This window comes from Poseidonocella sp. HB161398 (assembly GCF_005870025.1).
Taxonomy (GTDB): Bacteria; Pseudomonadota; Alphaproteobacteria; order Rhodobacterales; family Rhodobacteraceae; genus Mangrovicoccus.
The window spans coordinates 67,160-85,555 of sequence record NZ_VATA01000001.1; the positions used below are offsets into that span (position 1 = coordinate 67,160).

General features: G+C 67.9%; 14 protein-coding genes and 3 pseudogenes. 8 read left to right on the forward strand and 9 right to left on the reverse strand.

Going from position 1 to position 18,396, the window contains the following annotated elements:
• Positions 1 to 449: 449 nt before the first annotated feature.
• The 4 genes from FGX59_RS00295 to FGX59_RS00310 all read left to right on the forward strand — a co-directional run bounded on the left by FGX59_RS00295 (position 450) and on the right by FGX59_RS00310 (position 4,818).
• Positions 450 to 1,808 (forward strand): aminotransferase, encoded by a 1,359-nt coding sequence (locus FGX59_RS00295; protein WP_138464624.1) that lies wholly within the window; start codon positions 450 to 452, stop codon positions 1,806 to 1,808.
• Positions 1,809 to 1,883: 75 nt separating this feature from the next.
• Positions 1,884 to 2,339 carry a flavodoxin domain-containing protein gene (locus tag FGX59_RS00300; RefSeq protein WP_138464269.1) on the forward strand — a complete coding sequence of 152 codons (456 nt, stop codon included), beginning with the start codon at positions 1,884 to 1,886 and terminating at the stop codon, positions 2,337 to 2,339.
• A gap of 16 nt (positions 2,340 to 2,355) precedes the next feature.
• The gene (locus FGX59_RS00305; RefSeq protein ID WP_171060436.1) at positions 2,356 to 3,555 is read left to right on the forward strand and encodes a cytochrome P450; all 1,200 of its coding nucleotides are present in this window, start codon (positions 2,356 to 2,358) and stop codon (positions 3,553 to 3,555) included.
• Between the two features lie 60 nt (positions 3,556 to 3,615).
• Positions 3,616 to 4,818 (forward strand): cytochrome P450, encoded by a 1,203-nt coding sequence (locus FGX59_RS00310; RefSeq protein WP_138464271.1) that lies wholly within the window; start codon positions 3,616 to 3,618, stop codon positions 4,816 to 4,818.
• 59 nt (positions 4,819 to 4,877) lie between these two features.
• On the opposite strand, the gene FGX59_RS00315 is transcribed toward FGX59_RS00310, so the two are convergent.
• On the reverse strand, positions 4,878 to 5,546 hold the full coding sequence (locus tag FGX59_RS00315; RefSeq protein WP_171060437.1) for a TetR/AcrR family transcriptional regulator: 669 nt from the start codon (positions 5,544 to 5,546) through the stop codon (positions 4,878 to 4,880).
• A gap of 352 nt (positions 5,547 to 5,898) precedes the next feature.
• Between FGX59_RS00315 and FGX59_RS00320 the strand changes: the two genes are divergently transcribed.
• From FGX59_RS00320 to FGX59_RS00335, 4 genes are all read left to right on the forward strand, one after another.
• A complete protein-coding gene (locus FGX59_RS00320; protein WP_138464273.1) occupies positions 5,899 to 7,389 on the forward strand; it encodes an APC family permease in 1,491 nt (496 codons plus the stop codon).
• Between the two features lie 65 nt (positions 7,390 to 7,454).
• On the forward strand, positions 7,455 to 8,252 hold the full coding sequence (locus FGX59_RS00325) for an MOSC domain-containing protein (RefSeq protein WP_138464274.1): 798 nt from the start codon (positions 7,455 to 7,457) through the stop codon (positions 8,250 to 8,252).
• Positions 8,249 to 9,031 carry an SDR family NAD(P)-dependent oxidoreductase gene (locus FGX59_RS00330; protein WP_138464275.1) on the forward strand — a complete coding sequence of 261 codons (783 nt, stop codon included), beginning with the start codon at positions 8,249 to 8,251 and terminating at the stop codon, positions 9,029 to 9,031. Before FGX59_RS00325 ends, FGX59_RS00330 begins: the two co-directional genes overlap by 4 nt.
• 23 nt (positions 9,032 to 9,054) lie before the next feature.
• On the forward strand, positions 9,055 to 9,933 hold the full coding sequence (locus FGX59_RS00335; RefSeq protein WP_138464276.1) for an alpha/beta fold hydrolase: 879 nt from the start codon (positions 9,055 to 9,057) through the stop codon (positions 9,931 to 9,933).
• A gap of 541 nt (positions 9,934 to 10,474) precedes the next feature.
• Here the strand turns inward: FGX59_RS00335 and FGX59_RS00340 are convergent.
• The 8 genes and pseudogenes from FGX59_RS00340 to FGX59_RS00370 form a co-directional block, all read right to left on the reverse strand.
• Positions 10,475 to 10,888, reverse strand: a complete 414-nt coding sequence (locus tag FGX59_RS00340) for a nuclear transport factor 2 family protein (protein WP_138464277.1) — start codon at positions 10,886 to 10,888, stop codon at positions 10,475 to 10,477.
• 123 nt (positions 10,889 to 11,011) lie between these two features.
• Positions 11,012 to 11,419: a Rid family hydrolase gene (locus FGX59_RS00345; protein WP_138464278.1), complete on the reverse strand. Its 408-nt coding sequence runs from the start codon at positions 11,417 to 11,419 to the stop codon at positions 11,012 to 11,014.
• Positions 11,419 to 12,801 carry an FAD-dependent oxidoreductase gene (locus tag FGX59_RS00350; RefSeq protein ID WP_138464279.1) on the reverse strand — a complete coding sequence of 461 codons (1,383 nt, stop codon included), beginning with the start codon at positions 12,799 to 12,801 and terminating at the stop codon, positions 11,419 to 11,421. Before FGX59_RS00350 ends, FGX59_RS00345 begins: the two co-directional genes overlap by 1 nt.
• Positions 12,802 to 12,864: 63 nt before the next feature.
• Positions 12,865 to 13,311 carry a flavodoxin domain-containing protein gene (locus FGX59_RS00355; RefSeq protein ID WP_138464280.1) on the reverse strand — a complete coding sequence of 149 codons (447 nt, stop codon included), beginning with the start codon at positions 13,309 to 13,311 and terminating at the stop codon, positions 12,865 to 12,867.
• 40 nt (positions 13,312 to 13,351) lie between these two features.
• Positions 13,352 to 14,632, reverse strand: coding sequence for an FAD-dependent oxidoreductase (locus tag FGX59_RS00360; RefSeq protein ID WP_171060438.1), 1,281 nt, complete (start codon positions 14,630 to 14,632; stop codon positions 13,352 to 13,354).
• A gap of 207 nt (positions 14,633 to 14,839) precedes the next feature.
• Positions 14,840 to 15,868 (reverse strand): annotated as a pseudogene (locus FGX59_RS00365) (IS5 family transposase); the annotation flags it as partial.
• A gap of 533 nt (positions 15,869 to 16,401) precedes the next feature.
• A pseudogene (locus FGX59_RS38500) lies at positions 16,402 to 17,567 on the reverse strand (IS110 family transposase); the annotation flags it as partial.
• Between the two features lie 90 nt (positions 17,568 to 17,657).
• Positions 17,658 to 18,043 (reverse strand): annotated as a pseudogene (locus FGX59_RS00370) (transposase); the annotation flags it as partial.
• Between the last annotated feature and the right edge of the window lie 353 nt (positions 18,044 to 18,396).

Here is an 18,396-nt window from a genome sequence, read left to right on the forward strand (position 1 = left end):
GAACAGCTGCCGGAGATCGTTCGACGGGCGCTGGGAGAACTGCGCCCGGCCGCCGCCTGCGCGAAGCGGCCAAGCGCCTTGCCGGCAGGACGCGACACGGCGGCGGTGATCCAGCCGGGCGCGCTGGCGCTCTCCCGTCCTGGCGGGCCAGCGCGGACAGCCGGGCATCTGCGGCCGGTGGCGGTCCATCCCAGGATCGCAGGCGGCGCGGAACGCCTGCCGCATAAAACCCGGTCACTTCTGCCGAAACTGCACGCTTCTTGATCGATATCGGCTGCGGCCGGCGCGCCGCCCCGGGTTTTCCGCCCCGATTTTTCTGTCGGCGCTTTCCTAACGAATGTTAGTTTTTATTACTGCAACGCAAGACAAGGGGCGCGCGCGCCCTTTCCGAACGCCCGATCCGCATCCCGAGGGAGACGACATTGACCCAGGCCCTGCCAGTGAACTCGATGGAAGCCAAGGACATCGCGACGGTCCTGCATCCGCATACCAACCATGTCCGGCACCGCAAGGTCGGGCCGCTGATCATGGAGCGCGGAGAAGGCGTCTTTGTCTACGACATCCACGGCAACCGCTATCTCGAAGGCATGTCGGGCATGTGGTCCGCCGGGCTGGGCTTCAGCGAGCGGCGCCTCGGCGAAGCCGCGAAGGCCCAGCTCGACCGCCTGCCCTTCTACCACACCTTCGTGCACCGCTCGACCCTGCCGACCATCGAGCTGGCCGCCAAGCTGATCGAGATGGCGCCGGTGCCGATGTCCAAGGCCTTCTTCAACGCCTCCGGCTCCGAGGCGGTCGACACGGTGATCAAGCTCCTGTGGCAGCGCGCGAACCACTTGGGCGAGCCGCAGAAGAAGAAGATCATCGCCCGCAGCCGCGCCTATCACGGCGCCACCATCGCCTCGAACAACCTGACGGGCCTCGATGCCAGCCACTGGGATCACGACCTGCTGCTGCCCGTGGTGCGGATCGGCTGCCCGCATTTCTACCATTTCGGCCTGCCCGGCGAGACCGAAGAGGACTTCGCCACCCGCCTCGCCGCCGAGCTGGAAGAGACGATCCTGGCCGAGGGCCCCGAGACGATCTGCTGCTTCATCGCCGAGCCGGTGATGGGCGGCGGCGGCGTGATCACCCCGCCGGCCACCTACTGGGAGAAGATCGAGGCGGTGCTCGCCAGATACGACATCCTCTTCGTCGCCGACGAGGTGATCTGCGGCTTCGGGCGCACCGGGCAGATGTTCGGCACCCAGACCTACGGCCTGCACCCGGATGTCATGGTCTTCTCCAAGCAGCTGACCTCGTCCTACATCCCCTTCGCCGCAATCCTGATGAACGAGAAGGTGCTGGAGCCGATCTATGCGCTGTCCGAGAAGCTCGGCGGCATGTGGCACGGCTTCACCACCTCGGGCCATCCGGTGGCCGCGGCGATGGCGCTGGAGACGATCCGCATCATCGAGGAGGAGAACCTGCCCGAACATGCAGGCGAGATGGGCGACCTTCTGCGCGCCGGGCTGCGGCAGCATCTCGATCACCCGCTGGTGGGCGAAGTGCGCGGCGCCGGGCTGCTGGCCGGGGTCGAGCTGGTCACCGACAAGGCGGCGAAGACCGCGCTGGAGCAGACCGGAACGCTGGGCGCGATGGTTGCCGCGCGGATGCAGGCGCATGGCGTGATCACCCGTCCGACCGATGACGCGATCCTGCTGTCGCCGCCGATGATCATCAGCGCTGAGGAGATCGGCATGATCGTCGACGCTTTCGGCAAGGCGCTGGACGAGGTGCTTGCCGAGCTCGACGCCGGCGGCCTGATCTGACCCGCCCGGGACGCCGCCCTTCGGCGGCCTCCCGGCCAAGATGGCAAAAGCAACATGAACAACGGGAACCTGAGCATGACCAAGATCCTCTTCGGAACCGAGAGCGGCAATTCCGAGATGGCCGCCGACGACATCGCCGACGTCCTGCGCGCCGCGGGCCACGACGCCGAGATCGTGCCGATGGAAGAGGCCGACGGCTCCACGCTGGTCGGCACCGGCTTTGCCGTCATCATCACCTCGACCTATGGCGAGGGCGAGCTGCCCGAGACCGCCCAGCCCTTCCATGACATGCTGGCATCCGAGAGGCCCGACCTCTCCGGCCTGCGTTTCGCCGCCTTCGGCCTCGGCGACAGCACCTACGAGACCTATGGCAACGGCATCGACATCCTCGCCGCGCTGCTGAAGGACCTGGGCGCGACGCAGGTTGGCGAGACCGGCCGCCATGACGCCGCCCGCACCGAGCCACTGGCCGATACCTGCACCAGTTGGGCCGAAGCCGTCCTGCCCGCCACGGCCATCGCCGCCGAATGACCCGGAGAGAGACCAGATGAACATGCAGGCCACCGCCCCGAAAGACACGCTGCTGCCCTGGCGCGATCCGTCCTTCCGCGCCGATCCCTATCCCTGGTACGACCGCCTGCGCGCCGAGGCACCGGTCTATCTCGACCCGCTGACCGGCGGCTACATCGTGTCGCGCTACCGCGATGTCGTGCAGTACGGCAAGCATCCCGCACTGACCATGAAAGCGCCCGAAGGCACGCCGAAGGGTCCTTGGAGCTGGTTCAAGGACAGCGTGATCACAATCGATCCGCCGGCGCACACGGCGCTGCGCCGCAAGGCAAACAAGTGGTTCACCCCGAAGGCCACCGCGGAATATGCGAAGCAGTCCGCCGCCGAGGTGCACCGCATCATCGACGATCTCGGCCCCGAGGGCGTCACCGAGGCCTACGAGAACCTCGCGCTGATCCCCGGCCATTACGCGATGTGCACGGCGCTCGGCGTCGGACGCGAAGGCTACCGCACCGGCGCGGCCTATATGCGCGACTGCATGATCGCGCTCGGCTCCGATGTCAGCGCGGAAGAGCAGGAGCGCGCCTATACCGCCTTCCGCTTCCTGCGCGACCGCGTCTCGCATCACCTGGCCGAAGCCCGCAGAAATCCGCAGCCTGGCATGCTGGCCAGCTGGATCGAGCAGACCGCCGCAGGCGACATGACCGAGACCCAGCTCTACGAGGGGCTGTTCCTGTTCTGGGCGACCGCCACCCCCAACGCCGCCTATGTCACGACCGGCGGGCTGGAACTCTTCGCGCGCCAGCCGGAATATTTCGAGCTGTGGAAGTCCCGCCCCGAGATGCGCGCGGTCATCCTCGCGGAGCTCGTGCGGCTGCACACCGCCGAGATGTCCTTCGACCGCTTCGTGGCCGAAGACCTGGAGATCGAGGGCGTCGCCATCCCGAAGGGCGCGCATATCCGCTTCCTCGTGGCCAGCGCCAATCGCGACACGGAGGTCTTCGAGGACCCGCATGCCTTCCGCATCGACCGCCCCGAGGGGACGCCCGCGCATCTCAGCTTCGGCGTCGGCGCCCATATCTGCCCCGGGCAGGCCATCGCGCTGGCCCAGGCGACGGCGATCCTCGACGCGGTCGCCGAACGGGCAACCGCGCTCGAGCTGGCCGGGGACCCGGTCTACGGCCATGACGACCGCTCCGCCCGCTACCTGAGGCTGCCCCTGCGCGTCATCCGCTGAGCCCCATCACCGCCTGCCCCGGTTCCGGCGCGGCAGGCCAGGACATCCGAGAGAGAGACCATGAACGTCATCGACCCCTCCCGCCGCCAGGTCCTGCCCTGGTCCGACCCGGCCTATGTCGCCGATCCCTATCCCTGGTACGACCGCGCGCGGCGGGAGTATCCGGTCTACCGCGACACCGACGGCACCTTCGTCATCACCCGCTATGACGACGTAATGAAATACGGCAAGACCGCGAGCCTCAGCATCGTCGATCCGGACTGGGTGCCGAAAGGCGCCTGGGCCGCGCTGTCGAACACGGTCCTGGGCATCGACCCGCCCGAGCACACCCGCATGCGCCGCCTCGGCAACAAGTGGTTCACGCCGAAGCTCTGCAAGCGCTGGTCCGAAGGCGCCGAGCGCGCGGTGCGCGACTACATCGCCGGTCTGCAGGACGGAGAGGTCTTCGACGCCAACATGTATCTCGGCGTCGGACCGAGCCATGTCGCCATGTGCATGGCACTGGGCTTCCCCGAGGACGATTTCGAGCCCGCGATCTTCTCGATGCACAAGACCATGTCCGCGCTTTCGGCCGTCGCCGGTCCGGACCATGACAAGGCGGCGGCCGAAGCGTTCGCCTATATCCGCGCACGGGTCGAGAAGATGCTGGACGACAAGCGAGCCGATCCTGGCGACGGCATGGCCGACGCGCTGCTGGCGCTCGAGGCCGAGGGCGAGCTCTCCTCAGACGAGGTGATCGAGACGCTGATGCTGTTCTGGGCTTCGGGCGGGCACAACCCGTCCTATATCATCGGCTCCTCGATCGAGTATTTCGCCCGTAACCCGGAGATCTGGGACATCTACCGCAACGAACCGGAGAAGCGTGCGGCCTTCATCAACGAGATCCACCGTCTCTACCCGCCGGAGCTGAGCTTCGCGCGCTGGACCCAGGAGCCGATGGAAATCCATGGCCAGCAGATCGCCGTCGGCGAGCGGGTCAAGTTCATCATTGACGCTGCCAACCGCGACCCGGAGGTCTTTCCGGAGGCGGACGCCATGGTGCTCGACCGGCCGAAGGGCGCGGCGATGCACATGAGCTTCGGCATGGGACCGCATCAATGCGCGGGCCAGATCATCAGCCGCACCGAGGTCGAGACCGTGCTCGGCACGCTGGCGGAGCTGGTCGAGCGCTTCGAGATGAAGGGCGAGCCGGAGATGGACAATACTGACCGCTCGCGCGCCTATGTGCGCCTGCCGGTCTCGATCGTGAAGCGGTCGGCCTGAGGGCTCTACGACACTGGCAGCATCACCCCGAGGCCCGGAGCGATCCGGGCCTTTCCGCATCAGGGGATCATCATCGTCCGGCAGAAGGCGGCGGCCTGGTCGAGGATGGCCGCACGCTGGGCGTCGCTGCCGTCCCAGTCCGCCCAGGAATGGACGCCGTCGATCATCACCATCATCTGCCGGGCCTTCAGGCCGGCCTCGGCGACGCCGAGCGCCTCCCCGGCCGAGCTGTAGAGACGGGTGCAGATCCGCAGCCAGTCGGTCATTTCCGAACGGAGCTCCTCGGGCAGGAACCGGCCGACGCGGTCGGCGGCGACGATCATGTCCCACAGGTTGTTCTCGCGGTTCTGCAGGTTCATCCCGCAATGGCCGCGCACCAGCGCGTCGAGAAAGCCGCGGACATCCTGCGCATCCTTGGTCGCCTCCAGCATGGCATGGCCGAAAAGCGCACCCTGCCAGCGCAGCGAATGCGCGATGATCTCTTCCTTGCCGCCGGGAAAATGCGAGTAGATGCTCGGCGCCTTCAGGTTCAGCTCCGCCCCGAGGCCGCGCATGGTCACCGCGGCATAGCCCTGCGCAGCGGCGACGCGCAGGAAGACCTTGAGGATCTCCAGCTTCTTCGTGCTGAACAGCGTCCAGTCCTGACGCGCGATGGCCTTCTCCATTTCGGCAATGGCCGCGCGGACCGGCGCAGGCAGGTCGCCCGCGTGCTCGAATTGAATCGCCAATGCTTCTGGAGTCATGCTGCGGTGCCACCCTGGGTTCCGGCCCTTGCGGCCCTGCTACCCTTCTGAATTAGGGCCTTGCCGGAGGAGATGCAAGGAATCCGGTACGAACGTGCGTTCGCAAACTGCAAGACGAACGGGCGATAGCCTGCCTCCCTGCATGAAATCTGGCAGACGGGAAGCAAAACTTGCCGGCGCCATGCATTTTCTTGGCGTGTCGCCAGCGGAATTCGCATGATCAAAACACTAACGACCGTTCGTTTTTACCGGATCGCAGAGCGATTTCGCAGGACGGCCGCCGCAGTGCCGGACCGGACGCGCCGCGGCCGCCGCCAGGACCATGACAGGGAACGCCATGACAGACATCACCACCTCGACTGACAGTTACGCGGGCGCGGAGGGCGCGGCCGCGCCAAGGCTATCCGGCAAGATGGGTCCCGCCGCGCTGATGCTGACCGTGCTGGCCTTCTCGGCGCCGATTGCCGTGGTCGAGGGCTTCATCCCCTTCGCCATCTATTTCGGCGGCCCCGGCGCGACGCTCGCCTTCTGCCTTTCCACCGTGGTGCTGCTGCTCTTCGCCATCGGCTATGTGACCATGGCGCGCCATGTGCCGAAACCCGGCGACTTCTACGCCTTCGTCAGCTCGGGCCTCGGCAAGGTGACCGGGCTCGGCGCCGCCTTCCTCGCGATCTTCGGCTATCTCTGCGTGCTGGGCGGCACCTACATCTTCCTGGGCGTCAGCACCGCGTCGCTGATCGCCTCCTTCGGCGGACCCGAGACGCCCTGGCTCCTGTGGGCCGTCCTCGGCTGGGCCGCGGTCTCGACGCTCGGCTACTTCCATATCGAGCTTTCGGCGAAGATCCTGACCTGGGCCATGGTGTTCGAGGTCGTCATCGTCATGATCTTCAATGTCTTCACCCTGGGCAAGGGCGGCGCCGAGGGGCTGAGCCTCGAACCCTTCACCATCGCCTCCTTCGGGCAGGGCGACATGGCGGTGACGCTGCTCTACACCATCCTCGTCTTCATGGGCTTCGAAGCGACCGCGCTCTTCCGCGACGAGGTCCGCGATCCCGACAAGACCATTCCGCGCGCGACCTACGGCGCCGTGATCCTGATCGGCGGGCTCTACATCCTGTCCTGCTACGCGCTGGTCTCGGCCTATGGCTCCGCAGCCTGGGATGTTGCCAGGGAGGACCCGACCTCGATGTTTTCCCACGGCATCGGCACCTTCGTCGGCCCGGTCTTCACCCAGATCACCTACTGCTCGGTCGTGTTGTCGATCTTCGCCGCGCTGATTTCGATCCACAACGTTCTGTCGCGCTACATCCTGAACCTCGCCGTCGACAAGGCGCTTCCCACCGTCCTTGCCGCCGTGCATGACCGGCATTCCTCGCCGCACCGCGCCTCGGTCGCCGTGGCGGTCACCGTCGGCCTCCTGATGGTGCCTGCCTTCCTCAGCGGCATCGACGGCGGCGCGCTCTACGGCATCGTCGTCGGCATCGGCGCCATCGGCATCATCTTCCTGATGGGGCTCGTGTCGATCTCGGTCATCGGCTGGTTCACCAAGACCGGCATCCCCGCGCGCGAGAACAAGTTCAAGGTCTACTACGCGCCGGGCCTGGCCGCCGTGGTCCTTCTGTCCACCACCGTCTTCGCCTGCCTCCATCTCGACCTGGTGGTCGGCGGCGAGCCGGGCGCCTCGGACTGGATCGTCTGGCTGCTGGTCGCGGTCTTCCTCGCCGGCGCCTGCCTGGCCGCCTATTTCCGCAGCCAGAAGCCCCATGTCTTCGACGGGCTCGGCCGCGCGGAGCGGGTCTTCGAGTCGATCTCCAAGACCATGACCTGAGACGCAGCCGGGGGGCGCAGGCGCCCCCCGGACCCCCCGGGACACCTCCCAGACAGGAGCCTGACATGCTGGTTTCGGCCATCGGCATGACGCCGGTGAAATGCACCCGCTTCCACCAGATCGATGCCGCGGAGCTGACGTCCACCGGGATCGCCGGCGACCGCCGCTTCCTGATCCTCGACAGCGACGGCCAGCCCTGCTCGCCCGCGCGGCACGCGCTCTTCCTGCCATTGACCGCGCTGGTCGAGGGCGACCGCATGACCCTGCGCTATCCCTTCGGCCGCGAGATCACCGGCCCCTGCCATGGCGAAGGGCCGGTCGAGCAGCTCGACTACATGGGGCTGCGCAGCATCCCGGTCCGCGAGGCGGCGGGCGGCTGGAGCCGCCATCTGTCGGATGTTGCCGGGCGCGAGGTGCGGCTGGTCGAGGCACAGGGCCAGGGCGAGGGCATCGACATCAAGCCGGTAACGCTGATGACCACCGGCAGCCTGCGGCGGCTGGAGGAGGCCCTTGGCCGGCCGGTCGACCCGCGCCGCTTCCGCGCCAACCTGCTGATCGACTGCGGCGAGCCAGAGGCCGAAGATGGCTGGGACGGGCAGCTCCTGCAGGTCGGCCAGGCCGTGCTGAAGGTGCGCAGTTCCGTGCCGCGCTGCCTCGTCACCCAGTTGAACCCCGAGACCGGGGCCAATGACCTGCGCACCATCCCGGCGCTGATGGGCTACCGCGCCAAGGTGCGCATGCCCGACGGAATAATGCCCGACTACGCCACGCCCGGCTTCGCCTCCTATGCCGAGGTCGTCACCCCGGGCCGCATCCGCAGGAGCGATCCCGTGACGCTGCTGCGCGCAGAGGTTTCCGCATGAAAGGACAGAGTTTGAAGGACTACGAAGGACAGGTTGTCCTCATCACCGGCGCCGGCTCCGGCATGGGCCGCGCCATGGTGAGGGAATTCGCCTCCCGCGGCGCGAAGGTCGCCGCATTGGGCCGGACGATGGCCAAGCTCGAAGCCGTCGCGGCCGAGGCCGCGGGTGAGGTCCTGCCCGTCGCGCTCGACGTGGCGGATGCGCCCGGCGTGGAGGCGGCCATCGCGGCGGTGCTTGCACGCTGGGGCCGGATCGACGTGCTGGTGAACAACGCGGGCGTGCTCGACAGCTATGCCCCGGCGCATGAGGTGCCGCTGGAGGAATGGCACCAGGTCATCGCCACCAACCTGACCGGACCCTTCCTGATGTGCCGCGCCGTGCTGCCAGGCATGGTCGCGCAGGGCAAGGGCGCCATCGTCAACATCGCCTCGATCTCGTCGCATAGCGCGGCGGGCGGCGGCTCGGCCTATACCGCCTCGAAGCACGGGGTGCTCGGCCTGACCCGGCAGCTCTGCTTCGAATACGGGCCCTTGGGCGTGCGCGTGAACGCGATCTGCCCCGGCGCAACCGCGACCCCGATGGCCATCCCCGAGGAGAAGGGCCAGCATTCGCCGGACATGGAAGCGGCCGTCGCCAGGGTCCCCGCGCGGCGCTGGTGCCAGCCCGAGGAGATCGCCGGGCTCGCGGCCTTCCTCGCCTCGGACGCGGCCTCCTACCTGCATGGCAGCGACATCGTCATCGACGGCGGCTGGCTGGCCGGCGCCCGCGAGGCGTTCTGAACACCCCCCAACAGGAGAAGAAAATGAAACGCGCAGTCATCCTCCCGGCGCTCCTCGCGCTCGGGCTCGGCGGCCCCGTGCTCGCCGACAGCATCGCCCCGCCGGACCAGGCCAGCTGGAACGGCGCCAAGCAGATGGCCGATCTCGGCAACGGCATCGAGCTGGCCTATGTCGAATGGGGCGATCCCGAGGCCGATCCGGTGATCCTGGTCCACGGCTTCTCGGACAGCTCGCGGGCCTTCTCGACCATTGCGCCCTTTCTTGACGGCCACCGCTTCATCGCCGTCGACCTGCGCGGCATGGGCGACAGTTCCGAGCCGGAGTGCTGCTACTATCCGACGGATTTCGCCGAGGATCTGAACGCCTTCATCCATGCCCTCGGCTATGACAAGGCGGCGGTCGTCGGCCATTCGGTCGGCTCGATCTATGCCGGCATGCTGGCGGCGCTCCATCCCGCGAGCGTCGAGAGACTGGTGCTGATCTCCTCGCGGCTCGACCAGAGCGGGCGGCGCGGCTTTCTCGACATGGTCGAAGGGCTCGACTTCCCGCTCGATCCGATGGGGGAGTTCATCCAGGACTGGGGCGGCAATAACGGCCGCATGGACGAGGAGATGCTGACCTATCTGCGCATCGAGGAGGCCGGGATGCCGAAACGGGCCTGGGCGGGCATGGCCAAGGGCATGGAGCTGGTGGACTGGACCCTGGCGGCCGAGCGCATCGCGGCGCCGACGCTGATCCTCTGGGGCGACCAGGACGGCATGGCCAAGGCGCAGGACCAGGAGGATCTGCAGGCGGCGATGCCCGCGGCGACCTTCATCGCCTACGAGGGCTACGGCCACTCGATGTACTGGGAGAATCCCGAAATGGTCGCGACAGACCTGACGGCCTTCCTCGACGACTGATCCCCTGCCGCCCCGCATGCCGGGGCGGCTTCCCGCGCGGTGGCGGCGAGCAGCGGGGCCGGAGGCAGGGTCCAAGCCGCCGGCGCGGCACCGGAGCCACGGGAAGCGGCCCTTTCCCAAGCCGCCTCCGGCCTCCGCCACGGTCCCTGTACCAGTCTTGGCAGGTTGCTGAAGAAGGACTTCAGGGCACCGTCGTGGAGGAAACACTTCCGGAACGGGTCACGGCATCTCCCTGAATACGGAAAATCCAGCCGCGTTCAGGTCCATTTTCCCAGCTTTGCGCCCAAGCTCCGTGGCCAAACAGACTTTCAGCCCGCTGCCAATCCCGGTTCCGCTAGATTGCGTCGACCTCGCGTCCTGCGCCACCGTCGCGGGAACAAGCGCCACCCGCCGCTCTCCAACCCCCAACTCAACCAGAAATCCAAGTCTCAATCCGTCTCTCCTGTCGTGAAGACGCGCAGGCACAGAGGCCGGCCATCGCATGTGGCCGGCCCCTCTCCCGCTTTCCGTGACCGGCCCCGCAGCGCGGCGGGCGCGCGGCTTACTGTGCGGTGAAGCTCGTGCCGAAGGCGAAGAACTGCGAGGCGCATTTCCAGGCGCCGTCCTCCAGCGTCCAGATGAACTGGATCTTGTAGACCAGGGTCTCGTCCCCGGGCTTCACCGGGGTGATCGTGCCGATCAGGAATTCCATGACGGCGGTATCGGAGAGCTGGATCAGGCTCTCGCGCTCGGTCTTCCAGCGATAGGTGCCGACGATGTCCTTGTAGAGGGCCATCATGCCCTCCCTGCCGCGCCAGGTCATGTCGTCGCTGCCGACCACCCAGGCATCCGCCGTGAAGTAGTCATTGGCCAGCGCGGCGGCATCGGCGGTCTCGTAGGCGAGGCGCATCAGCTCGTGCTGGGCGTCGATGGCGGCGGCGATCTCGGGGGCGACGGTCTTGTCGAGGGTGGTCATGGCGCGTTTCCTCTGGATTTGGCGCGGCCGGGCGAAGCCGGCGCGGGAGACAGATCCGGGACGGACAGGGACAGGCCCGTCCCGGAGGGGTCGGCGGAGCAAGGGGGCAGCCCCGCCGGGGGGTCAGGCCTGCGGCAGGGCCGCGACGGCGCTGATCTCGATCAGGGCGCCGGGAATGGCCAGGCTGGTCACGCCCATCGAGGTCCAGGCCGGATAGGGATCGGCGAAGAGGTCCTTCTTCAGGTCGAGGAACCAGGCGTTGACCTTGGTGCAGTCGCCGACATGCATGGTGGTCATCTCGACGATGTCGGCAAAGCCGCAGCCTGCCGCCTCGAGCACGCGGCCGAGATTGGCCAGGGCCAGCCGTGCCTGCTCCTGTTCGGTCGCGCCGAGCGCGCCAGTGCCGTCGACGCCGATCTGGCCGGAGACGAAAAGCAGGCCGCCCGCGACCCGGCCCGGCGCGAAGCCGTAATCGGGGCCGGCGCTCTCCATGCCCGCGGGCACGATGGCGGATGTCTGGTGGATGGTCATCAGGCGGGTTCTCCGGTTTTCAGGGTTGCCTTGATCGCGGCGGCGGCGGCCTCGCCGGACTGGACGGCGCCTTCCATGTAGCCGGTCCAGTTCGGCGCGGCCTCGGTACCGGCAAAATGGATCGCCCCGATCGGTGCGCGCAGCGCCGGACCGGCGGTGCTCAGCAGGCCCGGCGGCATGTGGCAGACCGGCCCGCCCATGGTGAAGGGCACTTCGTTCCAGGGCGTCTCGACATAGGCGGCGGGCGTCATCGCGTCCGGACCGAGGCAGCGCGCCAGGGCGTCGAGCATCTCGACGCGGCGCGCCTCTTCGCCCTTGCCATGCCAGGCGTCATAGGCGGAGGCGCCGATGAAGACGACCAGCGTCGCCTGCGCATCGTCCGGCCGCGTCACGTCGAGCGAGAAGAAGCCCGGGTTCAGCGAGAAGATCTCGCCCGAGAGCCCCTTGTCGAGCCAGAATTGCCGGTCAAAGCGGATCTGCAGCTTCATGTAGCGGCCGAAATTGGTGCGCCGGTTGATCTGGCGGCGGGCATCGGGCAGCTCGGGAGAGAAGCGGATCTGCGCGGCGGCCGAGGGCGGCAGGGCAAGGATGAGCCGGCGGGCGCGGTAGCTGCCCTGCATGGTGGTGACGGTGGCGCCGTCCTCCGCATGGTCGATGGCGATCACCGGCTCCGACAGGCGCAGGCGGCTGCGGCCGATGCGGTCGGCGATGCGGTCCGCGATCTGCCCGGCGCCGCCCTTCCACAGGAGCGTGTTCGACGTGACCTGCAGCGCATGCATGTCCTCGCACTGGGCGACGTAGAAGGCGAAGAACAGCGCCGAGATCTCGGACGGGTCGACGCCGGTGATGATCGAGACATCGGCCCCGACGATCCGGCGCGCGAGCGGATCGGCGACGGTCGCGTCAAGCCAGCCCTGCATGGTCATCGCGTCGAGCTCGGCCGCCCGAGGCGCGTTCCACGGATCGTCCTTGCCGATCTCGGCCGCGATCCTGTCCACCTCGGCAAAGGCGGCGGCCAGCGCGTCCTTCAGGCTGGTGCCGTCCTCCAGCACCCGTTCGGGATAGCCGTCGGGGGCGGTCAGCGGCGTGCCGCCCAGATCCCAGACGGCGGCGCCTTCGGGGCGGGCCCTGACCAGCTCCAGCCCCATCTCCAGCCCGAGCGCCGTCGAGCGGGAATGCGTGGTTCCGACGAACATGCCGCCGAAATCGATCGCGCCCTCCGGGTAGGAGGGATCGCACCAGGTGCGGCCGCCGACGCGGTCCTTGCCGTCGAAGACCAGTACGGACTGCCCGGCCGCGGCCAGATCCTTCGCGGCGGTCATGCCCGAGAGCCCTGCCCCCACGATGATGACATCGGCGTCATGGCCGGATTCAATGTTCATGTCTTGCCTCCAGGGATGCGGGCCGCCCCGCCGGGGACGGCCGGGAAACCGGAAATTGCGGAATCAGGCGGCCAGCGTCGGTTGCAGCCCCTCGGCCCAGCCGGTGGCGGCATCGGTCAGGGTGACGGTCTTGGCGGCATCGTGGCGGCCGGTCTCGCCGACCTGGACCGCGCCCAGCTCCGCCAGCAGCGCCGCGACGATGTCGATGCCGTTGCCATAGGTCTCGTAGGTGCTGTCGCCGAGGCCGAAGGCGGCGAAACGCAGGCCCGAAAGATCCGGGCGGCTTTCCTTCAGCGCGTCGTAGAAGGGCTGGGTCGTCTCCGGCAGTTCGCCCTCGCCATAGGTCGAGGTGATGACCACGGCAAAGCCCTCGGCGGCCAGATCGGCCACATCATAGTCCTCCATCGCCACGACTTCGGCCTCGCCGCCGTTGTCGTTGAGGAAGTCCGCGATGTCGTCGGCGGCCATTTCCGAATTGCCGCTCTCGGTGCCGAAAAGGATCTTGGTCATGGGGGCGTCTCCTTGATGGGTCTGGTCTTGCGCGTCTTGTTCAGTGTGCCGCATGCGGGCGGTCCGTCCCGTCCGCATCCCGCGGAAGGGCACGGGCGACGGCCAGCATCTCGGCGCGATCGGTCAGCTTCAGCCGCGGGCGGCCCGGCGCGCAGGTCGCGCGCTCATGCGCATCGATCCGGCACCAGCCCTCGTAATCCACGAGCGTGTCCGCGATCCGGTCCGCGACGGCGGCAAAGCCCGGCGCGGCAGGGACCAGATGGCGGTCCTTCGCCGCGGCGGCGATCTCGCCGGCGGTTTCCTTGGCGCTCTTGCGGTTGGCCGCGATCGTGCCCTTGCCGCCGTTCTGCAGCCAGCCGACCGGGAAGACCTGCGCGCCGGACCAGCTCTGGGCGCTGCAGGGATGGCCCGAGGGGCGGCTGTCATGGAAGCCCAAGGCGGTGATCACGCTATCCACCTCGTGGCTGGCGATGCCGTCACCGGTTTCCACCGACAGGAGCGGGCCATGCGGGCCATGCAGCAAGGCGATGGGCTGGGCACCGAAATGGAAATGGATCGAGAGCGCGCCATTGGCGCTGCGCGCCTCGGCGGCAGACAGGGCCTCCAGCGCGTCGCAGGGAGGGCATGCCGCCGTTCCGCTCTGGCTGACACGGACATTGGCGAGGCCGAGGATTTCCTTGAACATGGACAGGTCGAATTTCGCGGCCCCGATCGGCGAGCGGCCGAAGACGTCGATCCGCGCCACGCCCCGGCGGCGCAGGGCGGCAAGGCGGGTGTCATCGATGTCGGAGCCCCCGAACTGGTCCAGCGGCTTCGCGAGCAGCCGCACCACGTCCATGGCCACGTTGCCGTTGCCGACCACCGCCACGCGGGCGCCGAGCGGCCTGGGCAGCCCGTCGGCATGGGCAGGCAGCGCCATGTCGGGATGGCCGTTCAGCGCGCGGATCAGCGCGCCGGCGCCGATCACCGGACAGTCGGGATGCGCCTCGACGGGAAGCCTTCGGTCGCAGCCGAGGCCGGTGGCCGGCACGATGATGTCGAAGGCGGCGGCCAGATCCTCGAAGGTCAGGTCCTCGCCGATGGTGACATTGCCGGCAAAGCGGACGCCCTCGCGCTCGAAGAGCCGGGCGAACTGCGCGGTCACCGATTTCGAGCCCTGGTGATCGGGCGCGACCCCGTAGCGGACCAGGCCGTAGGGCACCGGCAGCGCCTCGAAGATGGTGATCTCGGCATCCTTCCAGGCCTTGCGCAGGAACTGCGCGGCAAAGCAGCCCGACGGCCCGCTGCCGATGATGGCGATCTTGAACGATGTCCCTGTCATGGCATGACTCCCCTGCTGGCTGATCTGAACGCACATACGAACATTCGTTAGCTATAGTGAGTGTCGATCAGAACTGGCCATGGAAACCCGGCATCCCGGCCCGGCCGCATGGAGGTTTGCCAATTTATGGAACGAATTTTGGGCGCGATGCGCATTTGTTGAGCAAAGCGCGCGAAGCCCGCACTTCCCCTTTCCCAGACGCACTTGTCCCATGGGCTCTGTGACGGGGATGCCGAGCGCGGTGTAAGGGTTTAGCACGGCGGCGCGGATCTGAAGTTCTGCAACCTAAAGATCGAAGTCGCGTGCCATGAGGCTCTGCGCCAGCAGCTTCGCGCAATGTATCCAATCGCCGGGGAAAAGGTCCCCCGGACCTTTTCCTCATCCGGCTCATGTCTCGGCGCGGCTCCGGCGGAGGTATCCGCTCCATTTTCGCCAGATGGCACGGCCTCGTTCCTGGCGATTGCACCAGCTGTCATAGGCTTCCATGGTTTTGCGTTCTTGCGTGGCGGCATGATGGCATGAGCGCCTCGGCCGGCGACAGCGCCATGGCATTTGCGCGTGTCGCAGGCCCCATCGGCAGTGACAGAGCCGATCTCCACATCTGCCGGGATCTGGCTGAGCAGTTCGGGCAGCATGGGCGCGTCACCAACATGGCTGCTGGTGATCTCGATAGCACGGATCTCCAGCGTCTGTTCGTCGACGCCTATATGGATCTTGCGCCGTGAGCGGGCCGCGCCACCGGTCCGAGCGGCACCGCGAACGGGCCGTTTCGCGCCCCCGTGCTTGCGGGGGCACCACTCACCTTCGCCTCCGGCCTTGATGCCGGTGCTGTCAATTGGCAGGTTCAACGGCCCCTTGGAGCCGCGGTAGGGGATGGTCACGGCCATTGTTCGACGGGCTTTCGCGGCGGCACTGGCGCCACGGTCCCGTCTCACTCTTGCGCCGGCTCAGGGTGCTGAAATCCGGCACTGCCCAATCGAGGTCGATCCGGCGCAGGAGGCTTTCAACGAACCCCGTGGCCTGCCGGAGCGCCATGCGGAACAGGACCTTCATCGTCAGGCATGTCTGGATCGCGGCGTCGCTATGCTGCAGCTGTCCGCCTCGCTTGCCGGTCGGCGACGGCACCCGGACCATGTCCGGATCGAACCAGATCGGCAGGGAGCCGCGCTGCTTCAGCGCTTCATTGCAGGCCGGCCAGTTCTTTGGCTTGTAGCCCGGCGGGATAGGTCTGCTCATGCAGATCAGCTACCACGCTGGATTCACGGGATGAATCCCTGACCAAGCCTTTGCGCAACATGTATAACCGCCCCTTGTGCTAGGGGGGGGTGGAGCAATTTGGTGCGCTGTCGGGGGCTGACATGCATCCGGCCTCATGATGCGGCCATGGAATGCCGCGGGCCCGCATGGTGTTCGCGGAGCGAGGCATCGAGCGGTTGCCCATCGTGGCGCCATTGGTTCGAGCCCGATGGGCGACGGTCCGAGAGAGATGCCGGACGTCCAGATCGAAGCCGCGTGCTCGCAGGCACAGCGCTGCACTCCGGGTCTGCCGATCCCGTCTCGCGACCGTTGCGCCAAGCTGCTCCCAGCCCCCTTGCGCTCCGGCGTCTCGCGGCCGATGGCCGGGCTTGCGCCGCCATGGCCGGCGCCCGGCAGGTCTCTGCACTCTCCATCAGCGCCCGGAGCGAGCCCGCGAACGCCATGGTTCGCGTGAGCGGGCGAACGCGCGCCGCTCGCGATGCGCTCGGACCGGTGGCGCGTCACCGCTCGCTGTTCGCAAGGGCCGCGCGGACCAGCATCGGCGGCTTGCTCTCCAGCATCCTCGCGAGCCGCGGTGTGGCAGTGCTGCTTGATGATGACACTGCTGGCGCCGATGATCAGCAGCAGCCGCAAAGAGCGCTCGCCCATCCGCTGCCCGGCAGGGCATTGCCGAACGCAATGTCCCGAGAGGGTCGTCGTGGCGCCGGGCTCTTGCTTGCCGCCTGTCGAGTGCTGCCTTGGCGCGAGGCCAAGCGTCACGCCGCCGCGACGGTCCGGCCCTTGCGGAAAACTCCAGGCGGCGGCGCAAGCGTGGCGATGGCCGTGGCAGTCAGCGGGCCGATGCCGGGGCGTTCGGGACGGTCCGTACCAGCGGCAAATCCCTCCGGTGGAGGATTTGAGGCACCGACGGGCGGAGCCCATGAGGCGGCGGGCGACCTTATTTTCCCTGGCGCGCCGGTCGATCCCGGCATCCAGGGTCTCGAACTGCCCGTCGAGCTGCGCGAGCGGTGCAGTCAGGACCTGCAGGGAGGCTCGTGCCGCTTCTGGCAGGTCCAAGTCTTCGTCGGCGACGACCGCAACCAAGCGCCGGACATTCGCAGCCCCCTGCGGCACAACCCAGCCGCACTCGCCCAGGTGGCCGCGCTGCGCGTTGATCGCCTGGGTGCGCTGCCGGATCAGCAGTTCCCGGACCCGGAAGACGCTCGCCGCCCCCTGTGTTTCCCCGCTCTTCACCGGAACGAAGCGCATGCCGGGCCGCTGCGTCTTCCGCCTTCCATCGATCCCCGGATCGCTGGATCGCTGGATCGCTGCGCGAGCGGCTTCGGACCCTCGCAGAGCGCCTCCGCGTCGGCCGCATCATTTTCTTGCCGCTTCCCGAAGGGCTTCACGCAGGCCGGCGGGATGAGCCTGGCATCGTGGCCGAGCCCGGACAGGTCGCAGCCCCGGAAACGCGCGCCGCCGCAGGCTTCCATCGCCACCAGGCAGGCCGGAAGCTTGGCGAAGACCTCCGGCACCCCGGCCCGTCGGAGCTTCCTGCGCAGGACCGTTGCGCCCCTGGCTTCAGCGCCATGGACCTGGAACGCATTCTTCGCCTGTCGGCCAGCGGATCGAGCCCGACCGTGACAATCTCCGACTTGACCGCCGCCCAATTCGGATTGTCGCGATCCCGCCTTGGCACAGTGATGCCGTCGGGGGGGGGCGGGGACAGGATCAGGGCCTGGGCGCGGATTGCGTCGTGCTGAAAGCACGACTTTGGCGTGACGGCGGCCTGGGTGAGCTGGCGGACGGGAAACTCCCGCGCCTTGTGGGTCATCAGAAGCGCCTGCGTATCTCCTCCCTCACCGGCACGAAGCGCATCGAGGGCCGGGCGACAGCTTCGCAGATCGCCGCAGCATCGGCCTGGTCTGTTTTCCCGCGTCGCACGCAGGGGTTCACGTAGGACGGCGCCATCAGCCGAACGCCTTGGCCGAGCTTGCCGGGCTCGCGTGCCCAGTGATGCGCCCCGGCACGGGCCTTCATGCCGATCAGGCAGGGCTCGAGCCGCTTGAGCATCTGGTTCCGCCGCAGCTGCCACCGCAGGACGACCGTGCCTTCGGCATCGGCGCCATGCGCCTGGAAAACGGTCTTCGAGAGATCGAGGCCCACCGTGGCAATCTCTCATGGATGGCTCCCTTCATGGGGGCGCGTGACAGCACCCAATGCGGCACATTGCGATGCCGGGAGCGGGAGCCTCCACTCCGGCGATGTCGCCTGCCGCTCATTCAAGACCTGCTGTCCGGCAATTGGAACGGCCGGGATCGAATCCATGGGCTGACGCCAACGGGGAATGGGGGAGTCACGGCCAGGCGCCGATCAGGCGCAACATGGCCGAGGGCAAGCCGCCGGTCGTCATCCTGTCCTGGCCGCCTCAAGCATGTTCCCGGAGCGGAACCGGCCGAGACCCGTCCCGGACGAGGGGGCGGGCCCGATCTGCCATTCCGACCGCGGAGGCCGATAGGCCGGCGGCC